Annotated in this window: 12 protein-coding genes; 7 read left to right on the forward strand and 5 right to left on the reverse strand. The window is 39.3% G+C overall.

Features of this window, described 5'->3' with window-relative positions; genetic code table 11:
* The first annotated feature begins 2 nt into the window (after positions 1-2).
* The 5 genes from FHS59_RS03010 to FHS59_RS03030 all read left to right on the forward strand — a co-directional run bounded on the left by FHS59_RS03010 (position 3) and on the right by FHS59_RS03030 (position 8,874).
* A complete protein-coding gene (locus FHS59_RS03010; protein ID WP_184492925.1) occupies positions 3-671 on the forward strand; it encodes a response regulator transcription factor in 669 nt (222 codons plus the stop codon).
* Complete coding sequence (locus tag FHS59_RS03015) at positions 668-2,032, forward strand: sensor histidine kinase (RefSeq protein WP_184492926.1); 1,365 nt, start codon at positions 668-670, stop codon at positions 2,030-2,032. The genes FHS59_RS03010 and FHS59_RS03015 overlap by 4 nt, the downstream gene beginning before the upstream one ends.
* A gap of 89 nt (positions 2,033-2,121) precedes the next feature.
* Positions 2,122-6,453 carry a CusA/CzcA family heavy metal efflux RND transporter gene (locus tag FHS59_RS03020; RefSeq protein ID WP_184492927.1) on the forward strand — a complete coding sequence of 1,444 codons (4,332 nt, stop codon included), beginning with the start codon at positions 2,122-2,124 and terminating at the stop codon, positions 6,451-6,453.
* Complete coding sequence (locus FHS59_RS03025) at positions 6,453-7,610, forward strand: efflux RND transporter periplasmic adaptor subunit (RefSeq protein ID WP_184492928.1); 1,158 nt, start codon at positions 6,453-6,455, stop codon at positions 7,608-7,610. Before FHS59_RS03020 ends, FHS59_RS03025 begins: the two co-directional genes overlap by 1 nt.
* Positions 7,611-7,773: 163 nt before the next feature.
* A complete protein-coding gene (locus FHS59_RS03030; protein WP_184492929.1) occupies positions 7,774-8,874 on the forward strand; it encodes a glycoside hydrolase family 130 protein in 1,101 nt (366 codons plus the stop codon).
* 55 nt (positions 8,875-8,929) lie between these two features.
* Here the strand turns inward: FHS59_RS03030 and FHS59_RS03035 are convergent, their stop codons facing one another.
* On the reverse strand, positions 8,930-9,367 hold the full coding sequence (locus FHS59_RS03035) for a VOC family protein (protein WP_184492930.1): 438 nt from the start codon (positions 9,365-9,367) through the stop codon (positions 8,930-8,932).
* Between the two features lie 170 nt (positions 9,368-9,537).
* Between FHS59_RS03035 and FHS59_RS03040 the strand changes: the two genes are divergently transcribed.
* Complete coding sequence (locus FHS59_RS03040; RefSeq protein ID WP_184492931.1) at positions 9,538-10,308, forward strand: hypothetical protein; 771 nt, start codon at positions 9,538-9,540, stop codon at positions 10,306-10,308.
* Positions 10,309-10,483: 175 nt separating this feature from the next.
* Here the strand turns inward: FHS59_RS03040 and FHS59_RS03045 are convergent, their stop codons facing one another.
* The 4 genes from FHS59_RS03045 to FHS59_RS03060 all read right to left on the reverse strand — a co-directional run bounded on the left by FHS59_RS03045 (position 10,484) and on the right by FHS59_RS03060 (position 14,410).
* On the reverse strand, positions 10,484-11,899 hold the full coding sequence (locus FHS59_RS03045) for a hypothetical protein (RefSeq protein ID WP_184492932.1): 1,416 nt from the start codon (positions 11,897-11,899) through the stop codon (positions 10,484-10,486).
* Positions 11,900-12,056: 157 nt separating this feature from the next.
* Positions 12,057-12,686 carry a hypothetical protein gene (locus tag FHS59_RS03050; protein WP_184492933.1) on the reverse strand — a complete coding sequence of 210 codons (630 nt, stop codon included), beginning with the start codon at positions 12,684-12,686 and terminating at the stop codon, positions 12,057-12,059.
* A 14-nt stretch (positions 12,687-12,700) separates the two neighbouring features.
* Positions 12,701-13,651: a hypothetical protein gene (locus FHS59_RS03055; protein WP_184492934.1), complete on the reverse strand. Its 951-nt coding sequence runs from the start codon at positions 13,649-13,651 to the stop codon at positions 12,701-12,703.
* 9 nt (positions 13,652-13,660) lie between these two features.
* On the reverse strand, positions 13,661-14,410 hold the full coding sequence (locus FHS59_RS03060; protein ID WP_184492935.1) for a hypothetical protein: 750 nt from the start codon (positions 14,408-14,410) through the stop codon (positions 13,661-13,663).
* Positions 14,411-14,753: 343 nt separating this feature from the next.
* Between FHS59_RS03060 and FHS59_RS03065 the strand changes: the two genes are divergently transcribed.
* Positions 14,754-15,515, forward strand: a complete 762-nt coding sequence (locus FHS59_RS03065; protein ID WP_184492936.1) for an SDR family NAD(P)-dependent oxidoreductase — start codon at positions 14,754-14,756, stop codon at positions 15,513-15,515.
* Positions 15,516-15,528: the final 13 nt, after the last annotated feature.

Here is a 15,528-nt window from a genome sequence, read left to right on the forward strand (position 1 = left end):
AAATGAGAATTTTGGTGGTAGAAGATGAACCAGGAATCTCCAATTTCTTGAAACAAGGATTGGAAGAGGAGGCTTTTGCTGTGGATGTCGCAGACAATGGGAGAGAAGGGCTTGATTTGGCCTTGTCTGGAAGTTATGATCTGTTATTGCTGGACTGGATGCTTCCGGGGTTTAGCGGGATAGAGATCACGAGGAAATTCAGAAAAGAATTCCCTTTGACACCAATCATATTTCTGACTGCCAAAGACACAGTAGATGAAACCATCTTTGGGCTTCAGGCCGGAGCAAATGATTACATCAAAAAACCATTTCATTTCGAAGAATTACTGGAGCGGATAAAAGTACAGCTTCGCTCAAAGGCCGGAGAACATGAGAAATTCACGCTTGGTCCCATCGAATTATTCACTGATCGGCATCAGGTGTATAAGGATGGAGAGGAAGTTTCTTTGACTCAGAAGGAATTTGCGCTACTGGAACATCTATTACGAAATAAAAACAAGGTTTGTCGTCGTACAAGGATCATTGAGAGTGTTTGGGATATCCATTTCGAATACAATACCGGAGTGATTGACGTGTTTATCAATTCACTTCGAAAGAAATTGGATCTCCAAAAAGATGAAGATTACATCCAGACAGTGAGGGGAGTGGGTTATATGGCAAAGGAAAAATGAAATTATCCTACAAAGAAAAAATAGCTAGAAGACTGACCATCGTCACTGCTTTGATTGTGATGGTGGTCTTTGGTGTGATTTATTGGGTAGTGGATTTTACTGTTGTGGGAAATATCGACAGAGAATTAGATTTGGAAACCAATAAACATGTCGGACAGATTTTTTTGGAAGATGGAGAAATCAAATTCATCCACAAGGATGAATGGATGGAGGAGGAGCATCAGGAGATTCAGCTAAATCCTATTTTTATTGAAATTGTGGATTTGGATGGTAATTCTATGGATAAATCTCCGAATCTGGGAAATCATCGATTGCTTTTTCATCCGGATTGGAGTTCCAAGGAAGGTGCTTCTACCATAAAGATTGGCGATCAACTTGTTCGTCAAAAACAAATGTTATTGAATCACGAAGGGATAGATGAAGGGTATTTGTTGGTGGCAACTTCCTTTGAGGATACTCAAAAACTTCTCAATAACCTTCGCAACATTTTATTACTGCTTTACCCTGGGATTTTGATTTCGCTTTTTTTGACGATGCGTTACCTGGCCGGAAAAAGTATTCAACCGATTAAGAAGATCATCTCCAAAACCAACCAGATCACTCAAAGCAACCTGAATGAGCGGGTGCCAGTGCTGGATCAGAAAGACGAAATAGGTCAGCTTACCAGATCCATCAATGATTTACTGAATCGTCTGGAACAGTCCATTATCCGAGAAAAGCAATTCACTTCGGATGCTTCCCATGAGTTGAGAACTCCATTATCAGTTATGCGGGGAACTCTGGAGGTGTTGATCAGAAAACCTCGGACTTCTGAAGAATATGTCAATAAGATTCAGACAGCATTAGGCAGTATCGATAGAATGTCAGCAATGATTGATCAACTTTTGGCTTTGGCAAGAGTAGAAAAAGGAGCGCCTTCTCCTAAGGATGAAGTGGAAATCCTGTCTTTCGTTGAGGAAATGGCTGCCCAGTATCAAACTGATACAGGGAGGGAAATCCGATTTAAAACCCGTGAATCAATGCCGATTTTTGTACAGGTGAGTGAGAAGTCACTTGTAATGATATTAAACAATCTGATTCAGAATGCCATCAAATATTCGGAAGGCCCTATAGACCTTGAGGTCAAAATAGAAAATGGAAAACCGATGATTTTTGTAAATGATCAGGGTCAGGGAATTGCTGCAGAATCCATAAAAAAGATCTTTGATCCTTTCTATAGAGACCCTTCGGCATTGGAAAAGCTGATTCCAGGTACTGGTTTGGGTTTGGCAATTGTTAAGAAACTTGCCCAGGAAAGTGGTATCGAAATCAGTGTTTCAAGTGAAAGTGGGCTTGGCAGTACCTTTCGTCTGGGTTTTTGACCACAGGCCATTTTTAAGCTAATCTTAAGGTTTTAAAAAGCTCCTTGATAGTTTAATTGTAGATTTTTGTCTTGCAATCAGAGGATTCTATGTTAGACAAAATCATACAATGGAGCATACATAACAAGCTCCTGGTTTTTCTTTTTATCGCTGCCTGGATAGCTTACGGGATTTATTCGCTTAGTCATTTACCGATTGGAGCTGTTCCAGATGTGACCAATAATCAGGTGCAGGTAATTACAACTTCCAGAAATCTGGCTACAGAAGATGTTGAAAAATACCTGACTTATCCGGTAGAATTGGAAATGGCAAACCTACCGGGTGTCAAAGAAATCAGGTCTGTTTCCAAATTCGGTCTTTCTGTGGTGACCATCGTATTTGAAGATGATTTGGGTACCTATCTTCCCCGCCAATTAATCGCAGAACGAATAAAAATTGCTCAGGAAAGTATCCCTGAAGGTTTTGGTCAGCCATTTATGGGGCCGATTACTACAGGACTTGGGGAAATTTATCAATATGTGGTTGATGTAAAACCGGAATTTGCAGATCAATATTCGATTACCGATTTAAGAACAATTCAGGATTGGATTGTAAGAAGGCAGCTTTCCGGTATCCAAGGAGTTGTGGAGGTAAATACCTGGGGAGGATTTTTAAAACAATATGAGGTTTCCATCAATCCGGAAAGATTGAAAGGAATGCAACTCGATTTATCTCAAGTTTTTCAGGCACTTCAGCAGAATAACTCCATCGCTGGTGGTGGATATATTGAGAAAACCAATGAGAGCTTTTTTATCAGAGGAGAAGGTCTGGTTCAAAATCTGGAAGATATAAGAAACATCGTGGTGGATATCCGAGACGGGACGCCAGTTTATGTCAGAGATATTGCTGATGTTGGATTTGGTCATGCCAATCGTTTTGGAGCAATTACCGGAAACGGCGAAGGAGAAAAAGTCCTTGGCCAGGTGATGATGCTGAAAGGAGCTGATTCCAAAAGAACTATCGAAAGAGTCAAGGATCGATTGGAGGAAATCCAACCTAGTTTGCCTGAAGGGATTGTGATCAATGGATTTTTGGATCGATCAGAATTAGTCGGAAGAACGACCTCTACCATCTCAAAAAACCTGATAGAAGGCTGTTTGATTGTGGTATTCGTAGTGGTTTTATTACTAGGAAATTTCCGATCAGGTTTAGTGGTTGCATCGATTATTCCATTGAGCTTACTCTTTGCCCTGTCCATGATGAATATATTCGGAGTGGATGCCAACTTGATGAGTTTGGGAGCGATTGACTTCGGGATCATCATTGATGGGGCGGTAATCATCGTCGAATTTATTGCCTATCAGTTTACAAGAGTTCATCATGGATTTGATGGGCTGAGCAAAAAAGAAATCCAGCATCAAAAAGATGAAATCGCTTTTAACGGTGCTTCTAAAATGATGCATTCTGCCATTTTTGGACAGATTATCATCATCATAGTTTTTATTCCTATCCTGTCACTTTCTGGAGTGGAGGGCAAAATGTTCCGTCCAATGGCGGAAGTTTTCAGTTTCGCGTTGATCGGTGCGATGATTTTGGGAGTTACTTATGTTCCGGTCGTTTCTTCCTTGTTTTTGAAGTCTACCCCTCCAGGTCCTAAAAACATTTCTACGAGACTGATCCGTCAGATAAATAAAGTCTATGAACCAACCATCAAGTGGGCATTGGATCATGGCAAAATCGTCTTGGGTGCAGCCGCCACCATGTTGATCGCAGCGGTGTTATTATTCTCATCCATGGGTTCTGAATTTGTCCCAACCTTGGATGAAGGGGATTTTGTGATTCAGCCAGTTTTGAAAACCGGTACCTCACTGAGCAATACCGTGGAGACGATGACTCAAATTGAAAAGATCCTGAAAAAATTCCCCGAGGTAAATCAGGTGGTAACCAGGATTGGTGCTGCGGAAATTCCTACCGATCCGATGTCAATGGAAGAGACGGATGTGATTGTTACCTTAAATCCGCCTTCAGAATGGACCACAGTGGAAACCAAAGATGAGTTGGCCGATAAATTCAAAGAAGCTTTGGAAGTGATTCCTGGTTTGGATTACGAGTTTACCCAGCCTATCGAAATGCGATTTAATGAGCTGATCACTGGGGTGAGGGCGGATTTGGCCATCAAAGTTTTTGGTGATGATCTGGATCAGTTGCTGAAGACCGGGCAGGAAATCGAAGCTGCAATCCAAGGTGTAGAAGGTGCGGCAGATATTATTGTTGAGAAAGTCGATGGCTTGCCTCAGATGAAAATCGAATACAACCGAAGCAAAATTGCCAAATATGGCCTGAATATTTCCGATTTGAATGCTTTAGTGACCATGGGATTTGCTGGGGAAACTGCCGGGACAGTATTTGAGGGAGAAAGACAGTTTGATCTCGTTGTGAGATTTGACAAAGATTTTAGATCAGATATATCTGATTTGGAACTGGCATCCGTTCAGTTGCCAAATGGAGGAAGCGTTCCTTTGGGGGAATTGGCTTCAATTACCTATACCAAAGGTCCTGCGAAAATTTCAAGAGATGATACCCAGCGAAGAATTGTAGTGGGGGTGAATGTGAGAAATCGGGATCTTCAATCCGTTGTGGATGATATTCAGGAAATTATACGTACTCAAATCGATATTCCAGAAGGATATAGAGTAGATTATGGTGGGCAATTTGAGAATTTGCAGCAGGCGAGAAATCGCTTGATGATTGCCGTACCGATTGCGTTGATCTTGATTTTCGTTTTGTTGTATTTCGCATTTTCATCTACCAGAGATGCCATCATGATTTATTCTGCGATTCCACTTTCTGCCATCGGAGGAGTTTTGTTATTGTGGATTCGAGACCTGCCATTCAGTATCTCAGCAGGGGTAGGATTTATTGCCTTGTTTGGAATCGCGGTCCTCAATGGAATTGTATTGATAGAACATTTCAAATCTATGGAAAGCAAGTATACAGATATCAAGAAACTGGTGTTGGACGGAGCTAAAGAGCGATTGAGACCCGTGCTTTTGACAGCTTCAGCTGCGGCATTGGGCTTTTTGCCGATGGCAGTATCAGGATCAGCGGGTGCAGAAGTCCAGCGTCCGCTGGCCACAGTGGTAATTGGAGGATTGATTTCAGCGACAATTTTGACTTTGGTAGTACTGCCGGTTTTGTATGTCTTTTTCAAAAAAGGATCATTAAACTTAGTCTCTGGAATAAAGAAATCCGGCTTGGCTATTTTGATTTTCTTCGGAATGGGATTTTCAGCCTTTGCTCAGGAGCAGCCATCTCAATTGACCTTGGAGCAGGCTTTGGAAGTAGCTTTGGAACAAAACCTGAACTATCAGGCTGCCACCAAAGGGTTGGAAGCTGCTACGGTAAAAACAGGAGCAGGCTGGAACATCGATAAAACCCAAGTCTATTTTTCCCGAGATGAGAATGATATTGCTGAGAATGGCTACGCCAATAGCAAGTGGGGATTAAGTCAGACTTTTGCTTTTCCATCGCTTTATTCTGCTCAAAAAAATGTGCTGAAAGATCAGGTGGCAATGAAGGAAAGTCAGTTGACTTTACAGGAGCGAACACTGAAAGGTGAAGTGAGTAAAGCTTATGTGACTGCGGTGCACTGGAAAGAAGTAGGAGATCATTTTGCGCAATTAGACAGCCTTTACAAAGAGTTTTCTTCAGCTTCCAATAGGAGGTTTGAACTGGGAGAGACCAATTACCTTGAAAAATTAACTGCTTCCGGTAAGCAGCGGGAGATAGCACTGAAGCTTTCTGAGGCAAATCAGAATTATCAGGTTTCGATTGAGAATTTAAAGAATTTGCTCAATTGGGAAGGTGAGTTGGAAATCGTTACTGAGGAGATTTCGCTTTCTGAAGATGTCACTTTCGAAGCGGCTTCTCATCCCGGGGTGAATTATTATGAATCTGCCTTGAACCAAGCGGATCATCAAGTACAAGTGGAGCGAAGAAAATTACTTCCTGACTTACACATCGATGTTTTCAGAGGAACCAACACTTATCCTGATTCCAAAATTTATCCGGGTTTTCAAGGTGGGATTACTGTTCCATTGTTCTTTGGAGCGCAGCGATCACAGGTTCGGGCCAGCGAGTTTCACAAGGAAATGATGGAGCTAGAGGCATTGAATTACCAGAAAAGACTAAATGCCCAATATAATCAAACCCAATATAAGTTGGATCAAAATTCGGAGGTAATCCGATATTATGAGGAGGAAGGAGAGGCTCTGGCCAATCAACTGATGGATCAGGCACAGCGGTCGTATCAAGAAGGAGAAATCGACTTTTTGCAGTACGTGCAATTGATGGAAAACTCCATGAATATCACGCTTCAATATCTGGAAAGCAGGTATAATTATCAAATCAATGTCTTAGAAATTAATTATCTCATCAACTGATGGAAGCAATACAATCAAAAATTTATTCTGGCCTGTTGATTTTAGTTGGATTGGTGTTTCTGATCCGATGTTCGCCAAAATCCGAGGAAAATTCCGGGGCAGAGTCCATGGAAAGTATCGAAGTCGGATCCAATCAAATCGGCTTAACCAAAGAGCAGTTTGCTGCCATGGATATGAAATGGGGGGAAATGGTCCTGAAGACTTTTTCGGAAGAAATCAAAGTTCAGGGACAGGTGAAAATCCCGGTTGAAGGAATGCAGGATATTACGCCGTTTTTTGGAGGATATGTGGCCGACCTGAAGTTGATGGAAGGGCAGCAGATTCGAAAGGGAGAAGTCCTTTTTTACCTGGAAAGCCCAGAATTTGTTAGACTTCAACAAGAATATCTGGAAACTTCTAGTCAATTGAATTTCCTGAAAGAAGAATTTGAACGACAAAAGACACTTTTCGGAGAGAAAATAGCTTCGCAAAAAGGCTATCTCAAAGCTGAGTCAGAGTATCAAAGTAGCTTGGCTAAAGCGGAAAGCTTGAAAAAGCAATTGGGAATGATTCATGTCAATGCAGATAAATTGACGCCGGCAAGTATCCAAACCAAGGTTCCTGTAATTTCTCCGATCAATGGCTATGTGGAAAGTGTTTTCACAGTGCCGGGAGCATTTTTGCCATCGGCTTCTAAAGCTGCGACTTTGATTAGTACAGAGCATATGCATATCGAGCTAAGTGTGTTTGAAAAAGATGCAGTGAATGTAACTGAAGGCCAGCATGTAGCTTTTACCCTTCCAGATATGCCGGGGAAAACATTTGATGCAAAAGTGTATGTAGTAGGTAAATCCATAAGTGAACAACGATTGGTTCCGGTGCATGCACACCTAATCGATGAAAGCCAAGAGCATTCTTTGGTGCCGGGCATGTATTTGGAGGCGAAGATCAAACTCGAACCACAGGAAGGTTGGTCATTGCCAGTATCCGCAGTAGTGGCAGCAGATGGTGTAGATTATGTTTTGGTCCAGTCAGGTTCTGATGAAAAAGGATTTTACCTCGATAAAGTGGAGGTGAAACTGGGAAGACAAAATGATGATTTGGTAGAGATTTATCCCAACCCAAAACTGGACGAAAATTCAATCATCTTGGTGAAGGGAGCTTTTACAATGCTTTAAATCCTTCCCAAATAGAAATTCAAAGCCTCCAACTAGAGGCTTTTTTTATTGATAAGGGTTTAGATTTCTAATTATTAATCCCAATTGATAAGAGAGATTTGACAAGGTCAAGAGGGGAATTGTGGACAGAAGAATTTACATTGGAAGAAATAAACCCATTCTTATGAAGAAGTTGCTTTCATTCACCATTGCCTTCATTTCATTTTTTGCTTTGCAGGCTCAGCAAAAACCCTGGATGCTCGGGCCATTTCAAAGACCGGAAGCTGCCAAGCCGATTATAGCGCCACAAGCATCTACCCAATTTGAAGATCCCATGACTGGCAGAACAGTGGCTTGGGAGTCGATGGCAACCTTTAACCCCGCGGCGATCACCAGAAATGGGGAAGTTTATGTGCTTTACCGGGCGGAGGAAAAGCTCGGAGAAAAAGAAATCGGAGGGCATACCTCTAGAATTGGTTTGGCAACATCTACTGACGGTTTTTCTTTTACAAGAGAGAAAGAACCGATTTTTTATCCCAAAGAGGATGGTCAAAAGGAGTTTGAATGGACCGGAGGCACAGAAGATCCACGCATTGTAGAGACAGAAGAAGGGCTTTATGTACTCACCTACACACAGTGGAACAGAGATGTGCCGAGATTGGCGGTGGCAACTTCCCGGGATTTGAGAAACTGGGAAAAGCATGGGCCGATTTTCAAGGATTGGAAGGATGGGAAATATCATACTACCGAATCCAAATCAGGTGCGATCGTGACCGAGCTGAAAGAGGGGAAGTTGGTTGCGGCGAAAATTGATGGGAAATACTGGATGTATTATGGCGTACCGCATATCTGGCTGGCTACTTCGGAAGATCTGGTCCATTGGCAGCCGGTAGAAAATCATGAAGGCAATCGAGTGCCGGTACTGAGTCCTCGCCCGGGGTATTTTGACTCATGGTTGGTGGAGGCGGGACCTCCTCCGGTTCTTACCAAAGACGGAATTGTCGTTTTATACAATGCGGGAAATTCCCAGCAAGTGGGCGTGAAGAATCTTGGGAACCGGGTTTATACGGGAGGTCAAGCACTATTTTCTGCAACCGAACCATGGAAACTTTTGGATCGGGTTGAGGCTCCTTTTATCCAGCCAACGTTGGATTTTGAGAAATCCGGGCAATATCCCGAAGGGACGACTTTTCTGGAAGGCTTGGTCTATTTTGAAGGAAAGTGGCTGCTCTATTATGGGACAGCAGATAGCATGGTAGGAGTTGTGTCAGCGGAAGATAAGTAAGTTATTATCGTTAGAAATAAACAAAAAATGCCTCGTGGATTCACGAGGCATTTTTTTATGGTTTTCCATTGTATTTCGGGTCAAAATCGATCATCCATTCGATTCCATATTTATCCCGGAACATGCCGAAATAGGAGCCCCAAGGGCTGTCATCCATGGGAACTTCCACCGATCCACCTGCGGAAAGTGCCTTGAATAATCTGTCAGCTTCCTCTCTTCTTTCTGCGCTGATAAAGATTTTGGAGCGATGCTCAAGTTCATTGACCTTGCCCATAAATTCAGGAACATCATTTCCCATTAGGATATTTCCGCCGATAGGAAGTGCGATGTGCATGATTTTGTCTGCTTCCTTTTCAGAAATGGGATGCTCCGAACTTGGCATGTCTTTGAACCGCGTAATGTTTGCGAACTCTCCACCAAAAGCTGCTTTGTAAAAATTAAATGCTTCTTCAGCATTTCCATTGAAGTTAATGTAGGGGTTTATTAGTGCCATCTTGATTTTTGATTTTGTTTCAATACTTAAAATTATCCAAATCCTGTCTCAATTAGGAGGCTAAGTTCCGTCAAAAAATGGCGGTTTTACGACAGGGAATTTGTTCAAATGCCTCTAAAAATGTCTTTCCGCAAAACTGATTATCTTAAAGGGATTAAACCGAATTATAAATGATCAAATTTTTTAGAAAAATCCGCCAGAAGCTAATTGAAGAAAAGAGGATTAATAATTACCTGATTTATGCGCTAGGGGAGATTGTGCTGGTGGTGATAGGGATTCTAATCGCTTTGGCTATCAACAATGCAAACCTTCGAAGGATAGATTCCAATAACGAACAGAACTATCTTGAGGGCTTAAGATTTGAGTTTCAGGTGAGCAAAATGAAATTGACCGAGTTGCTGGCTGTCAACCAAAAGAATCTGGATGGAGCAAGGGAAATCCTGAATTTTATCCATTCCGAATCAGGTCAAGCCACCGATCAGCGGCTTTCTGAATTACTATTTGGCACTTTCTCGGATGATATTTCTTTCAATGCCAATAATTCATTTTTAAATGAACTCATCAACTCGGGGAATTTGAAAAATATCTCCAGCATTGAGCTGAGGAAGAAGTTGACTTCCTGGCTAGCTACCATGGATGATATCAAAAGGCAAGAAGCGGAACTGAGTAGCCAGCGTGAGGATGTCTTGGATTTGTTCCGAACGGAAGATTACAGCATTCTGACCATTTTTGAGCAAACCGGATTGAGTCAGGCGCTTGATATTCCAGCTGCATCCAATCTGCAGAGCAACTTGGGAATACTGGATTCCCGGGCTTTTGAAAATGATTTACTGATTTTTATGCTGACCTCTGAAGCCACAAAAACAAATCATTACCAACCTCTGCTTGAGAATATAGATGATATTTTGGAGTTGATTGAAGGGGAACTGGAGGGAAAGTAAGGGATGCGATTGGAGAAATGGATAGGGCTGGTTTTTCAACGTTTTGCAGCTTCCCGAAGGTGGCGATTTCGAAGCACTTCACTGTCAACCAAGCAGAAACTTTGATAGAAGCAGAAAGCTTGATTTAACCACTGAACCGCCACTTTTAGGGTAGGATCTGTTGGCAGCTGCTTTTTTATTCATAATCTGGAAATACTACTAAATCACCCATTTGATTATTGATTGCATCTCTACATTTTTTAGCAAATTCATCACCGCCTTTTTCTAAAACAATCTTGCAAACTCTAAACAATTCACTTGTTTTTATTAATCCTATTTTTTCTCTCTGTGCTCCTGATTTGCATTTCAGCGTAAAGTCTAATGTCCTATCATTTGGTGAAATAAGTCTTTGAGGGTTCCCAAATAATAATCCGAATGCTTTTTCGGTTACTGATTCCTTTTCAAAATCTGCATTCAGTCCATCCAACAATTGTCTAAATTTAGAAACATCAATGTCTTTGTTGTCTTTCCCTTCACATTCGCCTATTAATCTAAACCCTTCTGGAGATAGTATAATTTGGTCTAATTCTAGTTCTCCGTCATCATAATTTTCAGCTTTATATCCTAAAATGGATAAAGCCTTTATGACTGCAATCTCAAGTGGTTTCCCTGTTTCAAAAAGCAAGTCTTTTAAACTTTCTTGTTCTTCAAGAACAGAACTTAGCTCTTTGAGTTCTTTTGTCTTTTTAGCTATTTCTTTTTCAATTTTTTTTATTAGGCTTTTTGTTTCATTTGCTTTCTCAAGGGAGTATTCATCTTTTTCAAGCCAATCTGGTTTTGGAGTTTTTGCCTTTTCACTTCTTAAACTTTTGTCAATAGCTACTAATGAATTTATAAATATCTTGCCTCGCTTTATAGCTTCCTCAGTCCAATACTCATCATCTTTTTCCTTGTCATAAAATGAGAAAACCTTGTCATTGAAATTTAAGTTTGGCAAAAAGACCACAAAGCCATCTTTAATTTTAAAGACTGTACCTAATATTCTGTCACCATTTTTTGTTGTAAATAATCCTTGTAATTGCTTGTTTGAGGTTAAATAGACTTCATAAGTAATCAGGTCTTTAAATTGGTTGAAAAAATCTTTTGTTAAGTCTGACTTGGGATAAACATTTTTTCCAGAAGCAGTATGAAACTCAATAAAGCTAAATGGAAGGAATGAATAGTTTGTGAAGGGTGAAACGTGGTAAGTAGTTTTTTGATTTCTCCCTGTTCCGCTTAAATCTTTTGTTCCACTATAAATATAAAAATCAGACTTATGTGGAAGGGTAATAAATAGTGTTCTACCGGTTTCAACAAAATGTAAAAGCTCCTTTTTCCAATGTTTAGAATGTTCCTTTATTGATACAGATGACTCTTTATTATAAAGTTTTTTTCCTTCGTACTCACCAATGCTGTGATAGCTACCACTGTCGTAGGTTGAATAACTAGTTGTTGAAAGGTCTGGACAGAAAATGGCTATATCTAAATCTGCTAAAGAAGTATAGCTGTCCAAGCGGACATAGTCGTCATTTTCGCTAGGTATACTAAATCCTATTCCTTTATATTCTTTCATCGTGTCTATTTAAAGTTGATGCAAACGGTTTGCATATGGCTTGTGGCGATTTCGAAGCACTTCACTATCAAGCAAGCAGAAACTTTGATAGGAGCACAAAGCTTGATTTAACCACTGAACCGCCACTTTTGGGTAGGTGCTGTTAGGCACAGTATTTCTATTTTTCATCTTTTACGTTATTTATTAACATAAAACTCATTTGTTCTGGTGTAAAATTGTCAAAAAATGCGTTATAAGTCTTTTGTCCTGATTTCTGAATTTTTTCCATTACGATAGGAAGTAAGAAGTCTACTAATGCCGATATTTCACTTCTTTTTTCACTGTTTAAGTTCATTCGTTTCTTTTGAGCATATCTTACTTGCGGTTCACCTTCTTCCTTTGGTATTAAAAGATAGGCTGCTTCAACTTCGTTTTCAGTGTCTCCACGATGAGCTATGAAATTGTGACGTAAATCCATTAAATAATCGTGTATCATCAAAAAAATTGAGTTTTCCTCGAATATTTGTTTTGGTTCAAGTTTTGGTGATTTTGACTTTGAGGCATCTGTAAAACATTTACCGTAAATGGAAATTAGTGAGTATGTTAATGCAGAAGAAATAATTACATCTTTTTCAATTTCTAATTTCTCCAAATATTTTTTTATTAATAGCAAGTCCTCCCTAATAGAACAAAACGATGTGAAAGATTTTGACATAAATTTCGGAATAGCCAAAACCAAATTTTCCTCGGAATATTTACTCTTAGCATCCTTTATTATATCTATTAATCTCTCAGTTTTCTTGTCCATACTTTTATGTTTAATTAAAAATCAAGTTTGAGCTGGTCGTTTTTAAGGTCTTTGTCACGTTTGTGTTTTTTTCCTTGTTCAGTAGCTACATAATTGTCTCCTGTAATAATTTCAATTACTGTAATCACTTTATTCTGAACCACTTTTACCAAGCCCGTTTCATCAATTTTTCTATTTTGATGAAGAACGCATTTAATTGCAGTGCCATTAATAAATTCAATTTCCTTATTAAGGACTGAGTTTTTAAAAGTTTGGTCGTTCATTTCAAAGTTAATTATGTCGCCTTTGTAAAAGCCTTTCCAATTAAAATTTCCTTTTTTCAATACTGGAGAAATAATGTCAATTAACGCTTCTTCGTCTATGTTCGGTGGAAATGTATTAGACCGTAATATGAAATTTCCGAATTGTCTTCTTTCAACCGTTCTCTCTTTCTCAAGAGGTTCATTTCGTTCATTTAGTCTTTGAGTTGTCAGTTTAGTGACTTTTGGATAAAAGTTTAGTTTTTTATAAAAATTAGATTTATGCCAAATGATTTTATAGTCTTTGTCGAGTATTTCAAGAACACGTTCTACAATATCATCAGTTAACTCTTCCTCTGACCTAATTTCGTTTTTTATCTTTTTTAGTTCTTGTCTTTTAAGTTCGTTGTCAAGTTCCAAATTTTCCATCTGAAGCTTAACGAGTTCTTTATTCTCAACTGGCACTCTTGATAAAACAAGTCCGAATACAGTTATAATTAATGTAAGCTGAACTCCATTATTGCCTAAAAACTTCCAAATCTCCTTTAAGCCACCTTCTTTAAAAGCTTCACTTTCTATATCAACTTCAATATCAAGTGATAAAATAACCTCTTTGATAATAGTCAACAGTTCCTTTTCGCATTCATTTCTAACAAATGCGTTCATTGTGTGAGTTTCATCACGCAAAAAGTAGTGCAGTTCTATTTTAGTGGCTGCTTTAATCACTTTGGATTATTATTTCTTTATTGTATCAAATTTCAATTCGCGTTCTTTTTTTATTGACTCTAATTGTTCTCTTGTAAACTCAAAATTTTCAATGGTTTGGTCTGAATGTAGTTTATCGATTATCCATTTTTCAATTTCATACATTATATCTGAAATTTTCGTCTCGTTGTCTTGTTGAATATTTAGATTATTTTGAAGTTTAGTTTCTAAATAAGTCTGATAGTTTGCACCACTATAAGCAAATTCGGTTCTTTTTTGTCTTAAATTATCTCGCATTAGTGAATTAAGCCTGATTAACTTTTGAGATAAAAAGTATCCAATGTGAATTGTTTCAATAAAAATTTTCTGTCTTATCTTCCCAAGTTCTTCGTCTAGTTTTATAAATTCCTGAATGTCTGTTTCTTGCGAAAATGACCAGCTCTTTTGATAATTAAAGTACATTGTTTGGCTTACTTGCCAGCATTCAATTTTCTTTTCAAGAGAAGTTGTTCCAATATGAGTTAATAAATTATTACGAACACTTTCGTCTCTGAAAAACAAGCCAACTTGTGTCTGTACCTTTTCAGTTAAATTACTTTCATATTGTGCAACTGATTTTTTAGATGCTTCTTCAGCGATTGATTTTGTTGCGTATTTCAAATATGTTATGAGAACTCCAATTACAATGATTAGACCAATCACAATAAATAATTTAAGGTCGCCTTGTTGGTTTTGAACCTTTTCTAATAATTCAAAAATTTCTTTAATTTCTACTTTCATTTTGTACTGCTATCTCTGGTCTGTTAATATTGTGCCTAACAATTGTATATTCTAAACCAGTTTCGCATATATTTTCTATATCTGTAACTTATCAAAAAATGTAAATTTTAGGAAATAGCATTTTGCCGATTTTAAGTTTCCTAAGAACGTCAACTAAATTCTTTATCACAATACCCAGTACAGGGTATTTTTTAGGCGAAATGCCAAAAAATCAACCTACAAAAGGGAAATCTGAGAATCGGTAGGAGTTGGAAAATCATTTTTGGCTCCATCATTCCAAGATTTGGCTAGGTCTCGGAACCGTTTTTCCCCGAGATTTGTAGAAACAAAAACAACAGATTAAATGAACGATTCTAAAATAGCTTTGGTCACTGGAGGAAGTCGTGGATTGGGAAGAGATATTGCGCTCCGCTTGGCCGAAAAAGGAAATGACTTAATTATTACCTACCATACCAATGAAAAAGCTGCCAATGAGGTAGTGGCAGAAATCGAGAAATTGGGACAAACCGCGAAAGCCTTTTCATTGGATACCCGTGATATCAAAGGCTTTGAAGCATTTTTCACAATGCTCTATGAATACCTACAAAGCAAAAAGCAGCGCGAAACGTTTGATTATTTGATCAATAATGCCGGCACGGGATTGTATGTTCCTTTCTTGGAAACGACCGAAGCCATGTTTGATGAGATGGCAAACATTCACTTAAAAGGAGTGTATTTTCTGACTCAAAAGGCTGTTCCATTCCTAAGTGAAGGAGGAGGGATCATTAATATTTCCTCAGGTTTGGCCCGATTCAGTCTTCCTAGTTCCTCTGCTTATGGTGCCATGAAAGGTGGGGTGGATGTTTTGACCCGCTATCTGGCGAAGGAACTGGCAGGCAAAAAGATTAGAGCAAATGTAGTCGCTCCAGGCGCTATCGCAACTAAGTTTGGCGGAGGAGAAAACCGGGATAACGAACAAAAGAGAAAGCTGATTTCTGGTGCTACAGCACTGGGAAGAGTTGGAGAAGCGGAAGATATTGGTGGAGTCGTAGCATTTTTGTGCAGCGAAGATGCCCGCTGGATCAATGGTCAGCGAATCGAGGTTTCGGGAGGGATTTTCCTTTAGGAGCAGTGGTCTG

This window comes from Algoriphagus iocasae, from assembly GCF_014206875.1.
GTDB lineage: Bacteria > Bacteroidota > Bacteroidia > Cytophagales > Cyclobacteriaceae > Algoriphagus > Algoriphagus iocasae.

Coding starts and splice junctions, on each gene's coding strand:
- FHS59_RS03010 (WP_184492925.1), top strand. CDS start 3: ATGAGAATTTTGGTGGTAGAAGATGAACCAGGAATCTCCAATTTCTTG.
- FHS59_RS03015 (WP_184492926.1), top strand. CDS start 668: ATGAAATTATCCTACAAAGAAAAAATAGCTAGAAGACTGACCATCGTC.
- FHS59_RS03020 (WP_184492927.1), top strand. CDS start 2,122: ATGTTAGACAAAATCATACAATGGAGCATACATAACAAGCTCCTGGTT.
- FHS59_RS03025 (WP_184492928.1), top strand. CDS start 6,453: ATGGAAGCAATACAATCAAAAATTTATTCTGGCCTGTTGATTTTAGTT.
- FHS59_RS03030 (WP_184492929.1), top strand. CDS start 7,774: ATGAAGAAGTTGCTTTCATTCACCATTGCCTTCATTTCATTTTTTGCT.
- FHS59_RS03035 (WP_184492930.1), bottom strand. CDS start 9,367: ATGGCACTAATAAACCCCTACATTAACTTCAATGGAAATGCTGAAGAA.
- FHS59_RS03040 (WP_184492931.1), top strand. CDS start 9,538: ATGATCAAATTTTTTAGAAAAATCCGCCAGAAGCTAATTGAAGAAAAG.
- FHS59_RS03045 (WP_184492932.1), bottom strand. CDS start 11,899: ATGAAAGAATATAAAGGAATAGGATTTAGTATACCTAGCGAAAATGAC.
- FHS59_RS03050 (WP_184492933.1), bottom strand. CDS start 12,686: ATGGACAAGAAAACTGAGAGATTAATAGATATAATAAAGGATGCTAAG.
- FHS59_RS03060 (WP_184492935.1), bottom strand. CDS start 14,410: ATGAAAGTAGAAATTAAAGAAATTTTTGAATTATTAGAAAAGGTTCAA.
- FHS59_RS03065 (WP_184492936.1), top strand. CDS start 14,754: ATGAACGATTCTAAAATAGCTTTGGTCACTGGAGGAAGTCGTGGATTG.